At 65.9% G+C, this 21,779-nt stretch carries 20 protein-coding genes; 8 read left to right on the forward strand and 12 right to left on the reverse strand.

All coding sequences use genetic code 11. The features are described from left to right. Window positions 1–46: 46 nt before the first annotated feature. Both AB0N05_RS25040 and AB0N05_RS25045 read right to left on the reverse strand, forming a co-directional pair. Window positions 47–1,303 carry an oxygenase MpaB family protein gene (locus tag AB0N05_RS25040; protein WP_364698264.1) on the reverse strand — a complete coding sequence of 419 codons (1,257 nt, stop codon included), beginning with the start codon at window positions 1,301–1,303 and terminating at the stop codon, window positions 47–49. Window positions 1,304–1,414: 111 nt separating this feature from the next. After that, window positions 1,415–2,323 carry a LysR family transcriptional regulator gene (locus AB0N05_RS25045; protein WP_364698265.1) on the reverse strand — a complete coding sequence of 303 codons (909 nt, stop codon included), beginning with the start codon at window positions 2,321–2,323 and terminating at the stop codon, window positions 1,415–1,417. Between the two features lie 150 nt (window positions 2,324–2,473). On the opposite strand from AB0N05_RS25045, the gene AB0N05_RS25050 reads away from it, so the two are divergent. After that, window positions 2,474–3,244 carry an alpha/beta hydrolase gene (locus AB0N05_RS25050; protein ID WP_364698266.1) on the forward strand — a complete coding sequence of 257 codons (771 nt, stop codon included), beginning with the start codon at window positions 2,474–2,476 and terminating at the stop codon, window positions 3,242–3,244. Here the strand turns inward: AB0N05_RS25050 and AB0N05_RS25055 are convergent. Beyond that, window positions 3,241–3,804 (reverse strand): HD domain-containing protein, encoded by a 564-nt coding sequence (locus AB0N05_RS25055; RefSeq protein WP_364698267.1) that lies wholly within the window; start codon window positions 3,802–3,804, stop codon window positions 3,241–3,243. The two genes, AB0N05_RS25050 and AB0N05_RS25055, sit on opposite strands and share 4 nt — an antisense overlap. A gap of 1,361 nt (window positions 3,805–5,165) precedes the next feature. Then, the gene (locus tag AB0N05_RS25060) at window positions 5,166–5,774 is read right to left on the reverse strand and encodes a TetR/AcrR family transcriptional regulator (RefSeq protein WP_364698268.1); all 609 of its coding nucleotides are present in this window, start codon (window positions 5,772–5,774) and stop codon (window positions 5,166–5,168) included. Between the two features lie 62 nt (window positions 5,775–5,836). Between AB0N05_RS25060 and AB0N05_RS25065 the strand changes: the two genes are divergently transcribed. Then, window positions 5,837–7,096, forward strand: coding sequence for an oxygenase MpaB family protein (locus tag AB0N05_RS25065; RefSeq protein ID WP_364698269.1), 1,260 nt, complete (start codon window positions 5,837–5,839; stop codon window positions 7,094–7,096). On the opposite strand, the gene AB0N05_RS25070 is transcribed toward AB0N05_RS25065, so the two are convergent. Continuing rightward, window positions 7,097–8,785 (reverse strand): bifunctional metallophosphatase/5'-nucleotidase, encoded by a 1,689-nt coding sequence (locus AB0N05_RS25070; protein WP_364698270.1) that lies wholly within the window; start codon window positions 8,783–8,785, stop codon window positions 7,097–7,099. A 68-nt stretch (window positions 8,786–8,853) separates the two neighbouring features. Continuing rightward, on the reverse strand, window positions 8,854–9,186 hold the full coding sequence (locus AB0N05_RS25075) for a helix-turn-helix domain-containing protein (protein WP_364698271.1): 333 nt from the start codon (window positions 9,184–9,186) through the stop codon (window positions 8,854–8,856). A 109-nt stretch (window positions 9,187–9,295) separates the two neighbouring features. Between AB0N05_RS25075 and AB0N05_RS25080 the strand changes: the two genes are divergently transcribed. Then, complete coding sequence (locus AB0N05_RS25080) at window positions 9,296–9,622, forward strand: hypothetical protein (RefSeq protein ID WP_364698272.1); 327 nt, start codon at window positions 9,296–9,298, stop codon at window positions 9,620–9,622. A gap of 4 nt (window positions 9,623–9,626) precedes the next feature. Further along, window positions 9,627–10,271 (forward strand): cysteine hydrolase, encoded by a 645-nt coding sequence (locus tag AB0N05_RS25085; RefSeq protein WP_364698273.1) that lies wholly within the window; start codon window positions 9,627–9,629, stop codon window positions 10,269–10,271. Between the two features lie 281 nt (window positions 10,272–10,552). Here AB0N05_RS25085 and AB0N05_RS25090 read toward each other — a convergent pair whose 3' ends face one another. From AB0N05_RS25090 to AB0N05_RS25105, 4 genes are read right to left on the reverse strand one after another with little or no spacing between them, the layout of a single operon-like run. Further along, entirely contained in the window at window positions 10,553–11,698 is a 1,146-nt protein-coding gene (locus AB0N05_RS25090; protein WP_364698274.1) for an LLM class flavin-dependent oxidoreductase, read from the reverse strand. Window positions 11,699–11,709: 11 nt separating this feature from the next. Continuing rightward, complete coding sequence (locus tag AB0N05_RS25095) at window positions 11,710–12,705, reverse strand: ABC transporter substrate-binding protein (protein WP_364698275.1); 996 nt, start codon at window positions 12,703–12,705, stop codon at window positions 11,710–11,712. Continuing rightward, the gene (locus AB0N05_RS25100; protein WP_364698276.1) at window positions 12,702–13,475 is read right to left on the reverse strand and encodes an ABC transporter ATP-binding protein; all 774 of its coding nucleotides are present in this window, start codon (window positions 13,473–13,475) and stop codon (window positions 12,702–12,704) included. Before AB0N05_RS25100 ends, AB0N05_RS25095 begins: the two co-directional genes overlap by 4 nt. Then, on the reverse strand, window positions 13,448–14,260 hold the full coding sequence (locus AB0N05_RS25105; RefSeq protein WP_364698277.1) for an ABC transporter permease subunit: 813 nt from the start codon (window positions 14,258–14,260) through the stop codon (window positions 13,448–13,450). Before AB0N05_RS25105 ends, AB0N05_RS25100 begins: the two co-directional genes overlap by 28 nt. 164 nt (window positions 14,261–14,424) lie before the next feature. Here AB0N05_RS25105 and AB0N05_RS25110 point away from each other — a divergent pair, with 164 nt between their 5' ends. Further along, window positions 14,425–16,809, forward strand: coding sequence for a protein kinase (locus AB0N05_RS25110; RefSeq protein WP_364698278.1), 2,385 nt, complete (start codon window positions 14,425–14,427; stop codon window positions 16,807–16,809). A gap of 161 nt (window positions 16,810–16,970) precedes the next feature. Here AB0N05_RS25110 and ectB read toward each other — a convergent pair whose 3' ends face one another. Further along, window positions 16,971–18,233: a diaminobutyrate--2-oxoglutarate transaminase gene (gene ectB / locus AB0N05_RS25115; protein WP_364698279.1), complete on the reverse strand. Its 1,263-nt coding sequence runs from the start codon at window positions 18,231–18,233 to the stop codon at window positions 16,971–16,973. Window positions 18,234–18,472: 239 nt separating this feature from the next. Here ectB and AB0N05_RS25120 point away from each other — a divergent pair, with 239 nt between their 5' ends. From AB0N05_RS25120 to AB0N05_RS25130, 3 genes are all read left to right on the forward strand, one after another. Continuing rightward, window positions 18,473–19,276, forward strand: coding sequence for an ABC-2 family transporter protein (locus AB0N05_RS25120; protein WP_364698280.1), 804 nt, complete (start codon window positions 18,473–18,475; stop codon window positions 19,274–19,276). Beyond that, a complete protein-coding gene (locus AB0N05_RS25125; protein ID WP_364698281.1) occupies window positions 19,269–20,096 on the forward strand; it encodes an ABC-2 family transporter protein in 828 nt (275 codons plus the stop codon). Before AB0N05_RS25120 ends, AB0N05_RS25125 begins: the two co-directional genes overlap by 8 nt. 104 nt (window positions 20,097–20,200) lie before the next feature. Next, window positions 20,201–21,076: an ATP-binding cassette domain-containing protein gene (locus AB0N05_RS25130; RefSeq protein ID WP_364698408.1), complete on the forward strand. Its 876-nt coding sequence runs from the start codon at window positions 20,201–20,203 to the stop codon at window positions 21,074–21,076. 7 nt (window positions 21,077–21,083) lie between these two features. Here AB0N05_RS25130 and AB0N05_RS25135 read toward each other — a convergent pair whose 3' ends face one another. Then, window positions 21,084–21,743: a DUF4389 domain-containing protein gene (locus AB0N05_RS25135; RefSeq protein WP_364698282.1), complete on the reverse strand. Its 660-nt coding sequence runs from the start codon at window positions 21,741–21,743 to the stop codon at window positions 21,084–21,086. Window positions 21,744–21,779: the final 36 nt, after the last annotated feature.

Raw genomic sequence — 21,779 nt, forward strand, 5'->3', positions numbered from 1 at the left:
TGACGGCCATCACCCGTCAATGGCCGGAGTCGCCAGTTCGAATGGGTCAGGCGGCGTGGTTGATGTAGTTCACCGAACCACCGATGGCACCGTCCCGCTTCGGGCCGATGAGGGTGTCCATGAAGCCGTGCTGCGCGCGCGACCCCGCCCGGGCCTGGCGCTCACGCCCACCGGGCAGCAGCAGGGCAGCGCCGGAGCGCACCACATTGACGGGGATTCGCAGCACCGGATACCAGGGCGGCATATAGCCGGGCAGCCCGAGTTCCCGCATGCGCTGCCGCCCCAGGAATGCAGTGCTGATCGAAAGATGCTGCGCCCAAGCGATAGTGCGGCGGACCGTGACCAGGTTCGAGTAGTGCCAGGTGAGCGGATCGGAGGCCATGGGCTTGGCCAGCTGCGCGCTGGTCTCATCGGGAGTACTGAGGGCGGTGAGGTAGTGGTACAGCATCTTGGCCGCGTCGAGGAAGCTGTTCGGCAGATAGCGTTCCTCGATGCCCATGAGCCATCCGGTATAGCGGGTCAGATGGGCGATGGCATCGAGTTCCCTTGGCGTGTACAGGTTTCCCATCAGCATGCCGATCACCGCGGGAGCGTAGAGGGCACCCAGCATGGTCACCGCCATATCGGTCTGATTGACCGGCACGCCCCACTCCTCGGCATCCCATTCGGGCAGCTTCGCGACGTGGCGGCGCACGAAGGTGTGAATCAGGCGCACATGCAGGGTGGATTTGAATCCCTTGCCGCCCGGCCGCATTCCGTCGTCGGACATGATGTCGAGCGCCCATTGCAAGGTTTCGGCGAAGCGCTGCCCGCCGCCGGTGGCACCGCTCTTACCCGTATTGGTCAGCAGCAGTGTGTGATTGATGCCGGAGGCCACGAATCCGCCCAGGAACGGCACATCGCGCGCCATGTAGACGCCGTCGATACCGGAGGATTGATAGATCTTCTCCCCCAGCTTGATCCGGTCCCAGTCCACCCAGGCGGGCGGGTTCTCGACGGAGTGGAAGAAGGTGCGCAGCGGTTCGGGCGCATCCGGAATGCTGTCGATGCCGTGCTCGAGGGCCTGATCGAAGAGCGGCCGGACCTGACCCATACCCGCGGTGTACATCCATGCGACGAGTGCGTCCATCGGCTCGTCACCAATGGTGAGCGCCTCGCCCATGGCCGCCCATTCGCGATCGTTCGGCGGCTTGATCCCGAGCAGTTTGATCAGCGGGCCGAGCACCGGGACATCGGCGCGTTCGACGGGGTGGCGCGTGGGAATGGCTGGGCCATTGGCAGCAGGGCCGTGAGAGCGCGTCATCGAGCTTCTCCTTCACAAGTCTGGCAGCGGTCTCTACCAGAACCATCTGAGAGAAAGTCTCCATCAGTCTCTCAAATCTGGCAAGACCATCCACCAGATTTGCGTCTGGGCTCAGATCGGACGGCGTGCGATGGCGTAAAGGTCCCGCGCCGGGCCGGTCGGACGCTGCCCACTCGGCCACACCGCACACAACTGCCGGTCCAGGTCCAGGCCGGTCACGGTCGGCGAAACCAGCGCACCCTCGGCCAGTTCACTCGCCACCGCCAAGGAACTGAGTACCGCCGGGGCAATACCCTCCGCGACCGCCGTCTTGATCGCCGTGGTGGACGACAACTCCAGCACCACGCTCGGCTCCCAATCCGGCATGCCCGCGGCCATGGCCCGCTCGAAGGAAATCCGGGTTCCCGATCCCGGCTCCCGATAGATGAGCGGCGTATTCGCCAGCTCCTGCACGGTGATCTCGGTCCGCTTGGCCCACCGATGCCCGGGCGCGACCACCACGACGAGCCGATCCCGCGCCACCACATGGCTTTCCAGATCGCGCGGCACCTTGGGGCTCTCCACGAACCCGATGCCCGCCCGCCCCTCCAGCACGGCCTTAGCCACCTCGGCCGAGTTCCCCGACTCCAGCGCGATGGACGTATCGGGCATCCGAACCCGCAGCGCCATAAGCCATTTCGGGAACAGGTACTCCGCCACGGTCTGACTTGCCGCGACCCGCAGCCTCGAATCCCGTTGCACCCGAAGCGTGTCGATCCCCGCATCCAATCGCGCGGCCGCCTCCACCACATCCCGCGCCCACTCCGCGATCAGCGCCCCGGCCGGTGTCGCCCGCGACCCGAGCGTGGTCCGCTCCAACACCGGCACGCCCACCAGTTGCTCGAGATACCGAATCCGCGAACTCGCCGAAGGCTGACTTATCCCATGCGCCTTAGCCGCCCGCCCCAGACTGCCCAACTCGATCACCGACAGCAGCAGGTCGAGAGCGGCCAGGTCAGGCACACGAGGTGAAAGCGGCATAGATCGAGACTATGCCCCGATCTTGCCGAACCGCTCACCCGCACGCGGCGGGCCGTGTCGACAGCCGATTCGAGCCGCTCACTCCTGATTGCACGTGTGTCTGATACATATGTCTTGCACATTTGTTCAATCTCCTCTAGCGTCTTCCCCATGCAGCGCAACGAATTCACCGCCAACGGCCGCCGGATCTCCTACCTCGACGCCGGCGGCGACGGAATGCCAGTACTCGCTCTCCACGGACACCTCGAAGAAGGCGCCGGCTGGGCCGATCTGGCCGAACGCCTGGCACCCGAATGGCGAGTCATCGCGCCGGATCAGCGCGGCCATGGCGACTCCGATCGCGGCCCCGACTACTCCCCCGAGGGCTACGTCGCCGACGCGGTGGCACTCCTGAAGCACCTGAATCTCGGCCCGGTGACCGTGCTCGGCCACTCAGGCCGTGCGCTCACCGCCATGCAATTGGCCGCGCAATACCCGGAACTCGTCAACGGGCTGATCGTCGAAGAACTCGGTGCGGTCCACACCAGCACCGGCGCACTGAATTTCATCCTCGGCTGGCCGCACCAGGCCGCCACCCAGCAGGAACTCCTCGACGCCCTCGGCTTCGCTGCCCCCATGTTCGGCGACAGCCTGCGCGAAAACCCTGACGGCACTTGGCGACTCCCCTTCGTGCCGCAGGACATGGTCGATTCCGAAGCACAGGTCTCCGGCGACCACTGGGCCGACTGGCTCGGCAGCGACTGCCCCGCGCTACTCGTGATCGGCAACCAACGGCCCTGCGTCGACCCCGTCCTCGCCCAGGAAATGTCGGCGAAGCGCCCCGGCACCACCCTGGTCACCCTCGACACGGATCACTTCGCCCACAAGGGTGACCCGATCGCCTTCGCCAAGGCCGTCCGCGTATTCCTCGGGACGCTCTAACGGGCCGCGGCAACCCGCTCGATGACCGGTCGCCACCATTCCAGCGGATGCACGGTGAGCCCGACAACCTTGCCCGCATCATCCGCGCGCCGAAGTGCAATGGCGGCATCGAAATCCGAATCACTCTCGAACGCAGCAACTTCGGCCGCCGTCATCGGCCCGCCCTGCGCCACCAAAGTCCGCTGACTGGAAGCCGACAGCGCAGCGGCATGCACCGAATCCGTAGCCGCCAAATACCGTTTAGCCGTCACATGCAACTCAATCAACCGGGCCACCCGCTCCCCCAACAGCCCCCGCACCGCCTCGGCCCCATGCCTCCCATGCCCGGCATCATCCCCCGGCACCAGCACATGCCCGATGTCGTGCACGAGCCCGGCGACCTGAAGCTCCTCGTCCTCCGGAAACTCCCGCCGCAGCAACTCGGCGCACTGGCGGTCGTGATCCAGGATGTCCACCGGATCCCCACTCCGATCCGGCATATCCCAGGCGTCGGCGCAGTTGCCCAGCAGGGACATCAACTCATCCACAGTCGCGACCGGCACCCGCCGCTCCTGGCTCATATTGCGCACCCTATGGGACGGCTCGGCCTTCGGCCATCGCTGCCACTAACCGCACCGGTCAGAAACACGACTCGGGACGCTCGTGCCCGAAGCGCACGGCAGTACGGATATAGCGTGGTTACCTCGCCTGCCGTACCCGACGTTGGCTCCCCCGTTGGGAGCCGTTACCTCTCGTCCCAGCCTGGCTGGATGGCTGTGGTCCCGTTCCGGGACCAACAACCAAGAACAAAACACGAAAAGACAAGAGATTCAAGACAAAAGACAAGGACGCCTGGACAAGAAGAGACAAAACAAGAGATACAAGACAAGAACAACGACCAACGAGCAGCCGTGAAGCCTCCGATGGCCCCGCCGCTGCGCGCCTTAGGGGTAGAACACGTTCAGGAGGGACATGAGGCTGGTCTAACCGGACAAAACCCCGGCTCATGTCCCCTCTCGATGAACGGGCCACCCGACACGCCGCAACACACCGACGCCCACCCCCGGCCCGTGCGCGTTCATGCCCGATTCGCCGGATTCCCTTGCCGGGCACGCCCTCGAGGGGCTTCCCCACCGACCGCCCCAGCGTGTCGCCACCGGGAAGGCACCTCCGATCGCGCATCCCGAGGGTGGAACACGTTCAGTGGGACATGAGGCTGGTCGATCCGGACAAAACCCCGGCTCATGTCCCACTCGATGAACCAGCGACCCCGACACGCGTGTGACGCGGACCGACACGCCGGGCGGCGCCGGTGAGGGAGCTGTGGTGGTGGGGACACGCCGGAAATCTCGCCACCACAGCTCCCTCGCCACCTGCCAGTCGCAACTCGACTCCCGCCAGCCGCAACGCGACGCACCCGCAGGTCCCCCTTGGAGAATGAGCCGCTGGAGATCGAAGCACCGCGACGCCCGGGATGCGAAGCGCAGCGCAACGAGGCCCGGGATGCGAAGCGCAGCGCAACGAGGCCCGGGATGCGAAGCGCAGCGCAACGAGGCCCGGGATGCGAAGCGCAGCGAGGTTCGGGATGCGAAGCGCAGCGAGGTTCGGGATGCGAAGCGCAGCGAGCCAGGGGGAGACCTCCACGGTCCGGGTCGTCTCGAGTTCTTTGAGGTTTGTCTCTTCTTGTCCGGGCGTCTTTGTCTTTTGGTCTTTCAGGTCTTGTTCTTTGGGGTTGGTCCCGGAACGGGACCACAGCCTTTCAGCCAGGCTGGGACGAGAGGTGACGGCTCCGGGCTGGGGAGCCAAAGTCGGGTACGGCAGGCGAGGCGACCACGCTATATCCGTACTGCCGTGCGCTTCGGACACGAGCGGCCGAGACGCTGGTTTTGACCGGTGCGGTTAATGACAGCGATGGCCGAAGGCCGAGCCGAACCAGGGGAAGTCAGGAAGCGATCCACCCTCCGATGAGGTTGGCGGTTTCTTGGACCAAGTGGTCGCGGTCTAGGCCACTCGGGGGATCGAGTGCTATTCGGAGACAGGTGGATAGGCCTGCGTTGACCATTACGAAGGCTCGAGTTTCGAGGTCTTCGGTGGAAACGGCGGTCAGGTGATGGAGGAGAAAGGCTTGGGTCAGGAGGAGTAGGCGGCGTTCCAGGCCTTGGAGGCCGATGCCGGAGAGGGTGGCGTCGGCGGAGAGGGCTCGGACCAGGGATTCTCTGGCGGAGAGGGTTTCTACTATGGCGTGGAGGCCGGTTGCTACTGCTTCTCGGGGCGGGAGGGGGACGGCGGAGAGGACTGCGGCTGTGAAGGTTTCCTCTACTTCGGCGAGGAAGCGGGTGCGGAGGATCTCGACTATTTCGTGTTTGTCGTTGAAGTAGCGGTAGAGGGTGCCGATGCTCATATTGGCGTGGGCGGCAATGCGGTTGGTGGAGGTGTCGGGGATGCCTCGGGCGGCGAAAAGGTGAGCGGCCGAGGCGAGGACTCGTTCTCGGGATTCGCGGGCGCGGTCTTGGGTGGGCTTCTTTCGCCTGATGGGGCGGGTTTCAGGCATTCGCGGTATCGAGGGCTAGAAGTGAGTAGAAGGTGAGCACTTGCTCAACTTACGCTGCTTGTATGACGCTGGAAATGGCTGCGGCGGGGAAGATTCCGGGCGAGTTCCGTTATTGGGACAAGGTCGGGGCTCCGAGGGTGCAGCGGGCTCGACAGGTGTTCCGGAGCGTGTTCCGATTCGATCCGCAGCCGTCGGAGGAACTGGTCAGGGCGTTCGGGGAGGCGTATTACCACGCCGATCCGGTGGCCGAGGCGTTCGTGGACGAGGTTTATCTGGGGTCGGCCGGGCCGAAGGCGGGGCGGGCCATGCTGGATCGGGCGCTCGCGCACGGGGTGGAGTCGGTGGCGGATGCGCCGCCGTCGCTGATCAGGTTGTTCGAGGAGTTCGAGACCGCTCCGGAGTGGTTGGATCCGGAGCTGGTGGCACTCGGGGCGAAGGTGTTCCGACGTTGGGGGACTTCGGTTTTCAGCTTCGCCACCACCAGCACGCTGGAGATGTATTCGGAGAGTTCGATTACCAAGCCGCTGTCGTATGCGGGCGGGTATGCCGGGGACAAGGCGCATAAGCGGCAGTTGGAGACGGTGCGGTTCTGGATCGATGTGTCCGAGCCCGGCGGGCTGGATGCTGGGGCCCGGGGGCGGCAGACGGCCATGCGGGTGCGGATCATGCATGTGTTCATTCGGCGCAAGCTCATGCAGCGGCCCGAATGGGAGTACGACGCGTGGGGCGTGCCGATCAGCATCGGGGACGCGACGCTCACGTTGATGGGCGGGAGTGTGGTGCCGGGGCTGGCCTTGTGGAGCCTGGGGTATCAGACGACGGTTCGGGAAATTGAAGCGACACTGCATTTTTGGCGGTATGTCGGACATCTGCTGGGGGTGCAGCCGCAATGGTATCCGCGCGATTTCCGGGAGTCGGTGCAGCTCATGTTCGCAGCGTTCGTCAAGCGCGCGTACACCGCCGGGGAGGATGGGGAGGAGCTCGTCGAGTCGTACCTTCCGGCGTTCGCACCCAAGCCCGGAACCCCTTGGCGCAAAAGGATTCGCGACGAAATCAACTATCGGGTTCAGATCGGCTATACGGGAGTGTGGCTGCTACCCAGCACCTATTCGCGCCACACCATGCCCGGCCGTTTCCCCTGGGTGCTGCACCCGATTGTCCAGGCCCCCATCATCTTCGGCGCGGAGACGCTGCGCCGCACCATTCCCGGCCTCGATGCCATGGCCGATCGCGTGCAACGCCATCGCCGGGAACAGTGGTACCGCAATGAGGTCGGCGATCGGGCGGCCGAGTTCAGTCCGGTGGAGGAGTTCCGGCGGTAGTCAGCGGCGTTCGACCCGGCTCGCCGGGGGTTCGACGGCGGCGTGCGAGCTCAGGTAGGACTCGAAGGCGTCCAGGTCGATCGGGCCGATCAGGCTGTCGCCGCCCTGTTTGAACACGCTGAATCCGTCACCGCCGGAAGCCAGGAAGCTATTGGTCGCCACCCGGTAGACGGCGACCGGATTCAGCGGCTGGCCGCCGATGCGGACGGTATCGGCGACCACTTTGCGGCTCTTGGGCGCGGACGGGGTGTAGGCGTAGGTGATGCCCGCGATCGACAGCACCGCGGTCTTGCTCGGGTTATCCCATTGCTGTTCCAGCAGATTCAGGATCTGCTGGCCGGTCAGCGTGACCGACACGACTTGATTGCCGAAGGGCTGCACGGTGTATGCCTGCTCATAGGTGATCGGGCCACCGGCCAGACCCGCGCGCACGCCACCGGGATTCATGAAGGCCACCACCGCTTGACCGGGTGCCATGGCGGTGAGCATGGCATCGGCGATCACATCGCCGAGGGGTGAATCATCGGCGCGCTCAGGATCATTGGGCAGTGCACCGGAGGCGGATCCGATCACTCGTTTGGCCAGCGGCTGTGCCTGGGCGGTGAAGAAGTCGACGAGCTGGGTGGCGGCCGGGTCGGCGGTGATATCGCGGGTGACCACCCGGTTGACGGCCTTGGCCTCGACCTTGCCGTCTTGGAAGCGGAGCGTGATATCGGTGATCAAGCGGCCGAAGGAAGCCGCCTGGGTGACCAGCTTGCCGTCGATGGTGCAGTTGTAGGCCTGGTGAGAATGCGCGGTGATCAAAACCTTCACGGCGGCATCGGTCTTCTTGGCCAAGGCGGTGACATTCGGTGAGATATCGGCGCAGCCGTTGTAGTCGACGGGGCCTTTGGCCTGCTGCGACCCGCCGTCATGCAGCAGTGCGACAACCGTTTCCGCACCGGCCGCCTTCATCTCGGGCACGTACTTATTGATCGCATCGGTCTCATCACCGAAGCTGTAGCCCCGAATGCCTTCGGGCATCACGATATTCGCGGTATCGGTGGTGACGGTGCCGACCACGCCGATCTTATGCCCGCCCACCTCGAGCATGGTCCACGGCTTCAGCCCCTGCGGCAGCTGACCATTGCCATCGGTGACATTGGCGGCCAGGTACGGGAACTTCGCTCCGGTGAACGGTTCGCCCGGCGAGCAGCCATCGGCCGCGCAGCCGCCCTGTTGCAGGCGGCGCAACTCGGGAACACCATGGTCGAACTCGTGATTGCCGACCGAGGAGGCGGCCGTACCGATCGAGTTCAGGAATTCGATGGTCGGCTCATCGTGGAACAGCGCCGAGACCAGCGGGCTCGCGCCGACATCATCCCCCGCGGCCAGAATCGCGCTCGCCGGATAGGCCGCCTTCAACCTGGCCAGATGCGCGGCCAGATAGGCGGCCCCACCCGCGACATAGCCGCCGATCTTGCCATTGGAGCCCTCCGGCGGTTGCAGATTGCCGTGCAGGTCGTTCAACCCGAACAGGTGCACCTCGCCCGGTTCCGCCTTGGGCAGGTCACCGGTCGAAACCAGTGGCGCGACACCGGACGCGGTGGTGGTGGCCGGGCCGGAATCACCGGACCCGCCGCATCCGGCGACCAGCGCCAGGCTCAGCACGGCCGCACACATTCCGAGGACACGTCGACGCGCAGTCATGACCGTTGACTGTGCCAGTCGCCGTTGGCGCATGTGCAACGACCAAGTGAATTCCGGCGGTCCGCGACTCAGCCGATGGTGATTCCCACCCGCTCGCTGCGCTTCTCACCCCACTCGTACAGGGCGGTCAGCACCGGCACCAGGCTCCAACCCTCCTCGGTCAGGTCGTATTCGACCTGCGGCGGGACGGTGGGAAACGCGGTCCGGCGGACCAGCCCATCGGACTCCAGTTCGCGCAGTTGCTGCACCAGCATTTTCTCGCTGGTGTCCGGCATGAGCCTGCGCAGCTCGCCGTAGCGGCGGACGCCCTCCTTCAGATGCGCCAGGATCACCGGCTTCCACTTGCCGCCGATGAGCTCGACGGTCACCTCCACCGCGCAGTAGTAATGCTTCTCCGTCACCGTGCGCCTCCGAGGTACTAACTAAAAAGTGCGTCCTTGTAACACTGTAATCATCGGACTTCTATGGAGGGCGTACTCGTTTTCGAAATCTCGAATGGAGCCAAATCCAATGAAAGTCATCACCTTTGATCGTTTCAAGCCCGGTGTGACGCTGGAGACGATCCAACCGTTCCTGCCGGAGGAGGTCGCCAATGTGTGGCGGCTGTGGAAGGCCGGGATCGTGCGGGAGAACTATGCGCGCTCCGATGAAACCGGTGTGGTCATCGTGTGGGAGGTGGAGAGCGTCGAGGAGGCCAAGCGCTATATCGACGATTTCCCGCTGAGCAAGAAGGGCTTCCTGGAGTGGACGTACGTGCCGGTCATGGCACCGCTGCCGCTGGAAGCGCTGATGGATCCGTCGGTCGATGTGGCCGAACCCTACGATCGGACGAAGTGAGCCCATGCGAGAGGCTTTCGGCCTGAACATTCCGCAGACGGTCGCGGAGGCCTGCGATCCGGCCGCGATGGCGCTGATCATCTATGACATGCAGGTCGGGATCGTCCGTCAGATACCGGATAGCGACAAGGTCGTGCAGGCCTGCGTGCAACTGCGAGATGCCGCACGGTCCGGTGGATTTCGCGTCTTCTATACCCGGCACATGTCGCTGCCGCCCGCCGCGTCCGGAGTTTCTCAGCTGCGCACGGCCATGGCATGGCAGCGGGTGGACGATCCCAGCGAAGTCCGCTCGAGTTTTCCGCAGGGCTCGCCGCAGTATCAGCTGACGCCGGAACTCACCCCCGGACCCGACGAGGTGGTGTTCGACAAGATCACCATGTCGGCCTTCGCCGGAACGCCGCTCGATATCGCCCTGCGCGACTTGGGAATCGACTCCTTCGCCATCGCGGGCATCGCCATGGAGGTCGGCATCGAACCGACCGTGCGGCACGCCACGGACCTCGGCTACCTGCCGATCATGGTCACCGACGCCTGCGGCGCGGGTCACGCCGAGGCAGCCGAACGTTCGCATGCCACATTGGCTTTCGCGGGCGGCTCCCTCACCACCGACACGGCCACCCTGGCCGAATTGATGAGCAAAGGCAGCTGAGGGAGCTCCCACGGCGCGAAAGCACGCACATTCCCGCCACCACGGCTCCCTCACCACAGATCAACGCGCGCAAGCCGAGTCGCCAACCGCGCGATTCCGAATCCCGCCCCCTCACTCTCGGGAGGCAGGCATAGCCGCAGCTGCTAGTAGCGCCGCTAGATGAACCGGCGAGGGAGCTCTCATGGCGGAGACACACACGGATTTCCGCCACCAGAGCTCCCTCACCGGTTTGCGGTGCTTCCGGCTGCCGCCCCTCATTTCCACGGCGGCCGGGTGTGCGGTCAGCTGCTGGAGGCCCCGGCGAAGGGGATGGCGGCGGGTCGGGCGGGGCGGCGGGTTGGGTGCTGCCACACGCCCTTTCGCTCGAGGATGGGGAGGACGCCCTCGCCGAAGTGGTAGGCCTCTTCGAGGTGGGGATAGCCGGAGAGGACGAAGTGGGTGATGCCGACTCGGGAGTATTCGAGGAGGCGTTCGGCCACCTCTGCATGGGAGCCGACCAGGGCGGTGCCCGCGCCGCCTCGGACCAGGCCTACACCGGCCCAGAGGTTGGGGGCGATTTCCAGGCGATCGGTATTGCCATTGTGGAGTTCGCTCATGCGGCGCTGGCCTTCGGATTCACTCTTCGCCAGGCTGGCTTGGACGCGCTCGATATCGGCGGGGTCGATGCCCGCCAGGAGTTTGTCGGCCACCGCCCAGGCTTCTTCCGAGGTGTCGCGGGAGATGACGTGGATGCGGAGGCCGTAGTCGAGGCGGCGGCCATTGTCGACGGCCAGGCCGCGGATCCATTCGAGTTTGCGGCTCACCGCGAGGACCGGTTCGCCCCAGGTGAGGTAGGTGTCGGCGTAGCGGGCGGCGACGGGACCGGCGGGGCCGGAGGAGCCGCCGAAGAAGACCGGAGGGATCGGGTCGGGGTGATTGCTCAGGAGGGCGTTCTCGACGCGAATGTGCTCGCCCTCGAAGGTGATCGGCTCGTGGGAGTTCCAGAGGGACTTCACCACGTGCAGGAATTCGCCGGTGCGGGCGTAGCGGGATTCCTTGTCGGCGAAGTCGCCGAAGGCCTTCTGTTCGATCGGCTCGCCGCCGGTCACCACATTGAGCAGCAGCCTGCCCCGGGAATGCCGTTGGAAGGTGCCCGCCATCTGGGCGGCGAGGGTCGGGCTGATCAGACCGGGGCGCAGGGCGACCAGGAATTTCAGCGTCTCGGTGGTCTCCACGAGCATGGCGGTGGTCAGCCAGGCGTCCTCGCACCAGGAACCCGTCGGCGTGAGCACGGCTTCGAAGCCATTGGTCTCGGCGGCGGCCGAAATCTGATTGAGGTAGTGCAGTGAGGCCGGGCGGTCGCCCGACATGGCGGTGCCGTGCCCGCCGACCACGAGACCGCGCGAGTCACCCGAGGTGGGTAGGAACCAATGGAACGACAAGCTCATTCGAAATGCTCCTATGCGGTGAAGCGGTCGTTGTAGCGGGTGTCGATGAAGTCCTTGATGTTCACCTTGTTCGGGATCAGCTTGGCTTCGGCGAAGGCGTCGGCCACCCCCTGCTCGGCGGCGATGGTCGCCTCGTCGAGCGGATGATGCTGATAGATACCGCGTTTCACCGCGGCCAGGGTGACGTCATAAGGCACACCGGTGATCTGGGAGGACTGCTTGGCCCAGTCCTGTTCGTTGCCCTTGATCCAGGCGTGCGCCCGCTGAATCCGAGTCAGCAGATCCCGGATGGCCGCGGAACTGGCCTTGTTGTCCAGCGCCTTGGGGGATGCAACGAAGAAGGAGTCCGGTTTCACATACCCGGTGCCGTCCACCAGGACTCGATTGCCGTCCTTTTCCGCCTGTGCCACATAGGGATCCCACACCGCCCAGGCATCGACCCGGCCGGTGGACAGCGCGGCGAGCGCGTCGGCGGGTTGCAGGTATTGGGGCTCGATATCGGCGAAGCTCAGCCCGTTCTTGGTCAGCACCGAAAGCAGGTGGTAGTGCGCCGAACTGCCCTTGGTGACGGCGATCTTCTTGCCGCGCAGGTCTTTCGGATCCTTCAGCGTGGAGTCCTTGGGCACCAGGACGGCCTGGCCCTCGTTCTTACCCTCATAACTGGCGACAATGGTGATCCTGGATTTGGCCGCCGCCGCGAACACCGGTGGGGCGTCGCCGACGCCGCCGATATCGACGGATCCGGCATTGATGGCCTCCAGAATGGGCGGTCCGGCGGTGAACTGCGACCATTCGATCTTGTACGGCGCGCCCTTGCCCTCGCCGGACACCTCGAGCAGGGCTTGCAGCGCCTGCCCCTTCTGATCGCCCACATGCAGCGTCACCTGCGAAAGGTCCACCGAGCCATCGGCATTCACGCCCTTGGTGTTGTCATCACCGGACCCGCACGCCGCCGCGGCGAGGGCGGTGGTGACCGCGAGCGCGGCGAATAGGCGTCTGGTGATCATGCGATGCCTTTCAATAGAACGCTGTCCTTCAGGGGGACAAGGTCTTCCGAGGATTCGTCGTCCGGGACGACACCGAGTTCGGCGAGCAGTTCGCCGCGCAGTGCCACGAAGTCGGGGTGCTCGCGGCGGCGCGGGCGCGGCAGGTCGATGCGGATGTCGCGGGCGATGCGGCCGTCGGCCAACACCAGCGCGCGGTCCGCCAGGAGCAGCGCCTCGTCCACATCGTGGGTGACCAGCAGTACGCCGGGGCGGTGCCGGGCCCACAGTTCGAGCACAAGCTTGTGAATGGTGATGCGGGTCAAGGCATCCAGGGCGCTGAAGGGTTCGTCCAGCAAGAGCAGATCCGGTTCGCGGACCAACGCTCGTGCCAGGGAGGCTCGTTGCGCCTCACCCCCGGACAGGGTGAGCGGCCAGGCCTCGGCGCGTTCGCTCAGCCCGACCTCGGCGAGCGCGGCGCGGGCCGCGGCCTTCGGATCGTCGTGCCGCAGTCCGAGCGTGAGATTGGCCAGCACGCGCTTCCACGGCACCAGCCGCGGTTCCTGGAAGGCGACCGCCACATCCCCGGAGACGGTGAACTCATCCGCCGTCGCCCCATCGAGTCCGGCCAGGGCCCGCAGCAGGGTGGATTTCCCGGATCCGCTGCGCCCGAGCAGGGCGACGAATTCGCCACGCTGAATATCGAGATCGATACCGTGCAGGACCCGCCGTTCGTCGAAGTCCTTGACCAGACCCCGGATTCGGGTCACTGCGCCAGGAAGCCGCGTCGCCATGTCAATGCTCTCCTCTCGATCAAGCGGACCAGCGCGTCGGTGATCAGGCCGAGGACGCTGTAGACGAGCAGTCCGACGACGATGACGTCGGTGCGCAGGAATTCCCGGGCGTTATTGATCAGATAGCCGAGTCCGGCATCGGCATTGATCTGCTCGGCGACAATGAGCGCGAGCCAGGCCACACCCAGCGACTGCCGCAATCCGACCAGCGTCTGCGGCAGCGCGCCCGGCAGCACAATGTGCCGAACCAGCGCGAACCAGCCCAGCCGCTGCACCCGCGCGAGTTCGGCGAGCTTCTGGTCCACATCGCGGATTCCGGCAAAGGTGTTGAGGTACAACGGAATCGCCACCCCGAACGCCACCAGCACGATCTTGGGCAGTTCACCGATGCCGAACCACAGAATGAACAGTGGAATCAGCCCGTAGAACGGCAGCGTGCGCAGCATCTGCAGGATCGGGTCCACGATGTGCTCGCCGACCCGGCTCAGCCCGGCCACCAGCGCCAGGCCGATGCCGAAGACCGCGCCGATCAGAAACCCCAGCGCGGCGCGTTGCAGCGAGACCGTCAGGGCCGAGGTGAGTGTGCCGTCCTGGATCAGGTCGACGGCGGTGTGCAGCACGGTGACCGGCGAGGCCAGCAGACGTTCGGACAGCAGTCCGGTGGAACTCGCCACCTGCCAGATCGCGACCAGGACCAGCGGACTGATCAGTCGGGTCCACGCCGAGGCGCGGGGCAGCCGCAAGCGGCCCGCAATGGGCCTGGCGGGCACGGCAACTGAAGACACGGGAACCTCGGAGGGGGACGGGGACCATGGCGATCGGGCCTGATCGCCGGGTTCGAGAGTGCCGCGCGCAAACCGGCTCGTCACCGGTTGTAATCCATGTGATTCTTGATCCGCCGGATTCGCTGACTGACACAATGGATCCGCGACGAGGAGCCGAGGACGAAATGACCAGTCCAGATCACCCGCTCAGCGTCGGATCCCGGTTCGGGCCGTATCGGCTCGACCGGTTGATCGGGCGCGGGGGCATGGGCGAGGTGTACCAGGCCTACGACACGGTCAAGGACCGTACGGTGGCCATCAAGGTGCTGCCGGAACGCATGGCGCAGGACCCGGTGTACCGAGCGCGTTTCCAGCGCGAATCGCATGCGGCGGCCCGGTTGCGCGAGGCGCACGTCATTCCCATTCACGACTATGGCGAGATCGACGGGCGGCTGTTCATCGATATGCGCCTGGTCGACGGCGACAGCCTGCGCTCGCTGCTGCATCGCGCCGGGCCCGGATCACCCGAGCGCACAGTCGGACTCATCGAACAGGTGGCTGCGGCCCTGGACGCCGCGCACGCGGACGGCCTGCTGCACCGCGATGTGAAGCCGGACAATATTCTGCTCAGCCGCGGCGGCTTCGCCTATCTGGTGGATTTCGGCATTGCCCAATCCGCCACCGACGAGACCCTGACCAGTGACGGCGGCGCGGTCGGCTCCTTCCGCTATATGGCCCCCGAACGCTTCTCCACCCGAGACCTCTCCCCCGCCAGCGATGTCTACGCGCTGGCCTGCGTGCTCTTCGAATGCCTCACCGGCACCCGCCCCTTCTCCGGCGAGACCGACGCCCAGATCATGGCGGCCCACCTCTTCGACCCCATCCCCCGCCCCAGCCAGGTCCGCTCCACCATCCCCACCACCTTCGACGCGGTGATCGCGCGCGGCATGGCCAAGGATCCGGACGACCGCTACCCCACCGCCGGTGACTTGGCCCAGGCGGCCCGCGACGCGCTACTCCCCGGCACCACAGCCCCGCCGGAACCCGACCCGCCCACGGTCGCCTCGGGCGCGAGCCGAACCTCGCAGCCCGGTGGCGGTTCCGCGCCATGGAGCACCACGTTGGCCGAGATGGGCCCCCGTCGTCCCCAAGGTGGCCCGCCCGCACCGGATCCGACCCCACCGGGCACCGGCGGGCAGCAACGGGCGGGAGGGACGAATCCTTCGCAGCCCCAATCGAACTCGGGACAGACGCCGGAATCGGTTGCTCCCGCACAGTGGTGGACCAGCACGCCTCGGCAAGGCGACACCACTGGACCGGGAACCGGCTCACACGAATCCGCGTTGACGCGAACCACCGGAGGACAACAGCCGGTCGTCTCCCCTTCCGATGCGACCGGCACGAATCCGCCCCGGCCGCATACGAATCCGGGGCAGACCGGCACGGGGCCGGGATACTCGACATCGGGCTCGGGCCAGGGTGACGACACCGGCGGCGGCGGTTCCACCACGCGCGGCGGCGGTCCGCGGCGGATCGCGAGTGTGCTGGGGGTGCTCGTCCTGGTCGCTGCCGCAATCGGATTCGCGGGGTGGGCGAAGTGGCAGCAGACCAAGCCGGGGACGGCGACCGGGGACAGTAGCGCGCTGGTGGCGGCCGATATCGAGTTGCTGTCGATCACGAATGGCACCGGATACAAGCGCCGGAACTGTACGCACGAGAACCCGGATTCCTCGATGACCGCGATCTTCCTGTGCGGCGCGACCGCGGGGGCTTCCGCACCGGTGGCGCGGTTCATTCGCTTCCGCACTGCGGACTCGCTGCACACCTACTTCAAGACCGTCATCCTGAACGGCCTGCACGCCGCCAGCTGCCCCGGCGATCCGACCGGTGCGGACGCACCCTCGCTGGTGGACGGCAAGGAGGTGGGCCGCAAGGCGTGCTTCACGAATAAGACCGAGACCCCGAACTCGCCGAAACCGACTCTGGTGCTGACCAATGAGGCCGCCATGGCCGTGGCCCTCTACATCTGGGCCGATCCGAGCGAGGAACCGCTGCGCGACTTCCGGGCCACAAGCAATGGCGGGCAGTTCCGCAATGCCGATCAGGCGCAGGACCCGGACGCCTGGACCGACGCCGACCGCGAGCTCCTGAAGCACACCGGCGACAGCTACCGCGCCGATGTCTGCCGCCATGTCGATCCGCCGACCGGTCAGACCAATGCGGTGATCGATTGCAATGGCGCGGTCGACGAGCCGGGGGCCAGCTTCTACGGCTTTCCGGACCGCCGCGCCGCCAACGTCCTGTATCAGGCCGACCTCGGCCAATTCCCGGGTCATCAGTGCGGTGGCGGCACCGCCTCCGATGATGTCTGGCACAAGGGCACCGGGGCCGCCGGACGACTGTTCTGCTTCACCGACGCCAATAGCGATTTCAAGGAACCCTGCCTGATCGCCATGCACGACGAACTGCACCTGATGGTCCTGAGCTGCGCCTCGGACCCCACCTATCCCGCCAACGCGCCGAAAACCGAGGCGGCCCTGCTGGCCTGGTTCCAGAAGAACTTCGGCTGAGCCCGGCTCACCGCGTTACCACCCGCGCCGTTAGGTGGTGCCGGGTTCCCTCCGCAGCTGGGAACCCGGCGCCGGTCGGCTCCGGTGTGGGCGGAGCCGACATCTTTCGCGCCCGCGGGCGCTGTTCGGGGGCGGCGCGTCAGTGCGCGCCGCGGTTGTGCTCAGTGAGCATCGCGTACGACCTCCACCGCGCGGGTCAAAATGCCCAAGCCGGTGGTGATTTCATCGTCGGTGATGGTCAGCGGCGGCATCAGCTTCACCACTTGGTCGGCGGTTCCGGAGGTCTCCACCAGCAGTCCGTCCTCGAAGGCCATCCGGCAGACCTTGGCGGCCTGGGAGGCGTCGTCGAAGACCAGGCCCTGCACCAGGCCGCGGCCGCGGGTCGAAATGCCTTGGAAGCCTTCGGTGATCCCGAGCAGGTGCTGGCGGATACGTTCGCCCTTGGCCACGGTCGAGGCCTCCAACCGGCCGTCGGACCAGTAGTGCCGCAATGCGGCCTCGGCGGTGACGAAGGCCGCGTTATTGCCGCGGAAGGTGCCATTGTGCTCACCCGGAGCCCATTGGTCGAGTTCGGGCCGCATGAGCACCAAGGCCATCGGAAGCCCGTAGCCGCCAATCGATTTGGACAGCGTGATGATGTCGGGGATGATGCCCGCGACCTCGAAGGAGAAGAACGGCCCGGTGCGCCCGCAACCCATCTGCACATCGTCGACAATGAGCAGAATGCCACGGTCCGAGCACAGTTCGGCGAGCTGCCGCAACCATTCGGCACGCGCCACATTCACCCCGCCCTCGCCCTGTACGGTCTCGACGATGACGGCGGCGGGTTTGTCCAGCCCCGAGGAATTGTCGTCGAGCGCGCGCCGCATCCACGAGAAGTCCTCGGCCTCTTCGAGATACCCGTCGAAGGGCATCGGGTGGGCGTGTACCAGCGGCACTCCGGCCCCGGCCCGCTTGGCGGCATTGCCGGTGACCGAGAGCGCGCCCAACGTCATGCCGTGGAAGGCATTGGTGAAGTTCAGGACGGTGGTGCGGCCGGTCACCTTGCGCGCCAGCTTGAGTGCGGCCTCGACGGCGTTCGCGCCGGTGGGTCCGGGGAACTGCACCTTGTAGTCCAGGCCGCGCGGGGTGAGCAGCAGGTCGCGAATGCTTTCCAGCAGACGGCGTTTGGCGGTGGTGGACATGTCCAGGCCGTGGGTGATGCCGTCGGCGAGCAGGTAGTCGATGAGCGATTGCTTGAGGACCGGATTGTTGTGCCCGTAGTTGAGGGCCCCCGCCCCGGCGAAGAAGTCGAGGTATTCCTTGCCGTTCTCGTCGGTGAGCCAGGCGCCGCGGGCGGTGTCGAAGACGGCGGGCCAGGACCGGCAGTAGCCACGCACATTGGATTCGAGCGCCTCGAAAACGGTCGTCTCGGCAATGGTCATCGGTGGTCCTAGCGTCGCAGCAAAGTGAAACGTTGATGTTTCTATCACTGACGAGCAGCCGGGGGAACCGTTTTCCATGAATCCGACCGGCCCGCAACTCGCCACCTGCGATTTGTGACCCGAACCTCTTTCAGACCGCGCCGAGCATAGCTCCAGCGAACCGACCGCATGACCCCTTTAGAGCAGACCGCACGGATTCGTTTGCCGCACACCCGCGCCGCCCGTAGTGTCAACTTCTTGTGCGCGCCGATGTGGGGGTCTATTGGCAACTGGTCAAGGCCGGATTTCGCAGACAGTCGTACTACCGGCTCGCCATGCTCGCGGGCCTGATCAGCAATGTCACCTTCGGTTTCGTCCGCGCCGCCGTGCTCATGTCGGCCGTGCACGCCAACAATGGCTTCGGAGGTTATGACCGCGGCACCATCGGCACCTACACCTGGCTCTCGCAGGGCCTGCTCGGCGCCATCGCCTTCTGGACCATGCCCGATATCGTGGAACGCATCCGAACCGGTGACGTGGCCATCGACTTCCTGCGGCCCATAGACGTCCAGTTCGCCCATCTGGCCGAATATCTCGGGCGCGCCAGCTGCACCCTCATTCCGCGCGGCGTGCCCAGCGTGCTGATCGGCGCGCTCACCTTCGGACTCGCCATACCCACCACGCCGGGACCCTATGTGCTGGGCGCGATCAGCGTGCTGCTGGCCATGGCGCTGTCATTCCTGTCCATGTTCGCCGTCTGCCTGTCCGGCTTCTGGTTCGTGGAAACCCGCGGCCTGCGCTCGCTGCACATGATCTGCGGGACCTTCCTGGCCGGGCTGTTCGCGCCGGTGCACCTGTTCCCGGAGTGGTTGCGGGCCATCGCCTATGCCACGCCGTTCCCCTCCATGCTGCAATGGCCGATCGATGTGCTGTCCGGTCGCACCACCGGTCTCGCGGCGGTGGAAATCGTTGCTGTGCAATGCTTCTGGTTGACAGTTCTGGTGGGCGCGGGACAGCTGCTGTTGCGCGCCGGTCGCCGCAAGCTGGAGGTGCAGGGTGGTTGAGACACTGGCGCCGGACCGGCCCGGGCGACTCGCCCCCTACCGCGCGGTGCTGGCCTCGCGGCTGCGCGCGCAACGGGCCTATCCGGTTTCCTTCGCCACCGACCTGTTCAGCGCCTTCCTGATCGGCCTGGTCGAGTTCGCCGAAATGTGGGTGATCTTCCGCAATGTCCCGCACCTGGGCGGCCTGGACCTCAACGCCATGCTGCTGCTGTTCGGGCTCAGCAATACCGCCTTCGCCGTGGCCGACATGCTCGTCGGGCACGCCGACACGCTGCCCACGTATATCCGGATGGGCAAGCTGGACGCCTTCTACCTGAGACCGCAACCATTGCTGTTACAGCTCATGACCAGTGATATCGCCCTGCGCCGGGTGGCCCGCATCGCCGTGGCCGCCACCGTCCTGGGCTTCGGCATCGCGCGCAATGACATCGACTGGACCCCAGCGCATCTGACGCTGATCACCCTCACCCTGGCCTCGGGCATCGCCATCTTCGCCGGGCTGTTCGTGTGTGCGGCGGGGCTCCAGTTCTTCCTCATCGACGGGTCCGAGCTGACCAATGCCTTCACCTACGGCGGCTCCTACGCCTCCATGCAGCCCGCCTCGGTATTCCCCACCCCGATGAAACTCGTCTTCGGATTCCTCATACCGGTCGCCTTCACCTCATATCTGCCCGCCGTGGCACTGCTGGGCCTGCCCGGCCCGGACCTGCTGCCCAACTGGCTGGCCTGGGCCTCGCCACTGGCCGCGTCCTGGGTGTGGATCGCGGCGCTGTACCTGTGGCGGCAGGGCACCAGGCACTATCAAGGAGGCGGTGGGTGAGCGAACCGATCATCGATATCGAAGGCCTGACACGCACTTTCGTGCTCAGCCGCAAAGAGGGACGCTGGCGGCGGCGACGCGAGCAACTGACCGCCGTCGACGATATGAGCTTCCGCATCGAACGCGGCGCGGCGGTCGGCTACATCGGCGCGAACGGCGCGGGCAAGTCCACCACCATCAAGATGATCACCGGAATCCTGGTCCCGACCACCGGGCGGCTGCGCACCTGCGGCCTGGACCCGGTGCGACAGCGGCGCGAACTGGCCGGGCGGATCGGGGTGGTGTTCGGGCAGCGCTCACAGCTGTGGTGGGATCTGCCACTGCGCGAATCGTTTTCGATCCTGTCGGCCATCCACCGCCTGGACCCGCGCGCGGCCACCCGGCGCACCGGCGAACTGGTGGAACAGCTGGAGATGGGCGGCACCTTGGACACCCCCGTACGGCAGCTGTCGCTGGGGCAGCGCATGCGTGCGGAAGTCGCGGCGGCACTGCTGCATTCGCCCGAGCTGGTGATCCTGGACGAGCCCACCATCGGCCTGGATGTGCTGTCCAAGCAGCGATTACGCGAGTTCCTGCGGTATGAGCGCACCCAGCGCGGCACCACCCTGCTGCTCACCACCCACGATATGGGCGATATCGAGCGGCTCTGCGAACGCGTGCTGGTGGTCGACCACGGGCGGCTGGTCTACGACGGCTCGCTCGCCGGGCTCGCCGCCACCGTGGGCGCGCACCGGGTGCTGACCGTCGATCTGGCCGAGCCCACACCCGATCTCACCGATCTGCCCGGTGCGAAGCTGCTCGGCACCGAGGGCGCGGGCATGCGACAGCGGCTGGCCTTCGATACCGAGATCACCACCGCCGCACAGTTATTGGCCGCGGTCTCGGCGCGTGCGGAGGTCCGCGACCTGTCCATCGAGGAACCCGATATCGAGGACGTGGTCCGCCGCATCTACGAGGCCGCGGCCAACTCTTTGCGCTGACCGCGAATTACGCGGAAGGCGTTGCGGCCACAGGCTGTTCGGGCTCACGCGGACCCTGATCCAACCGGAACGGCGGATATTCGTCGGTCATGAGCGATGCGTACACGCGAACTCGGTACAGCCACCGATTGATACCTATGACGAAATCGAACAGCCCGCGCGGATACTGTCCGGTGAAAAGCAACCCGATCACGCCGATCACCACCAGAATTGGCAGCAGCGGCATCTGATAGCGGCCCGCACCGACGAACACCGCCGCGATCAAGTAGTGCGGAATGGCCAGCAGCCACCATTTGATCAATACCAGACCTCGATGCAACTGCTGCGGATAGTCGACCTCCAGATCGGCGGGATAGTCGGGGTCCGGTTGCAGGCTGAACGGCGGATACCGGTCGGTCCCCAACGCCGAGTAGGCATAGAACCGCACCCGCCACGCCCAGCGCATCACGCCGACATTGAAATCGAACAGGACGCGCGGATAGCCGCCGGTAATGAGAATGGCGAAGAACGCCCCGATCGTGACCAGTAGATAGGCGATGTGCAGGAAGATCAGCACTATCACGTGCGGGATGGCCAGAATCCACTTGACCAGCCACATCCAGCGGGACAGGCCCGCATCCAGATCTCCGCGCACTCGTACGGGGTAACCCGTGGAACTCGGCTGCATGACCGTCACTCCTCTCGAGTGCCGACGGCAGCCCTC

This window comes from Nocardia sp. NPDC051030 (assembly GCF_040683015.1).
Taxonomy (GTDB): domain Bacteria; phylum Actinomycetota; class Actinomycetes; order Mycobacteriales; family Mycobacteriaceae; genus Nocardia.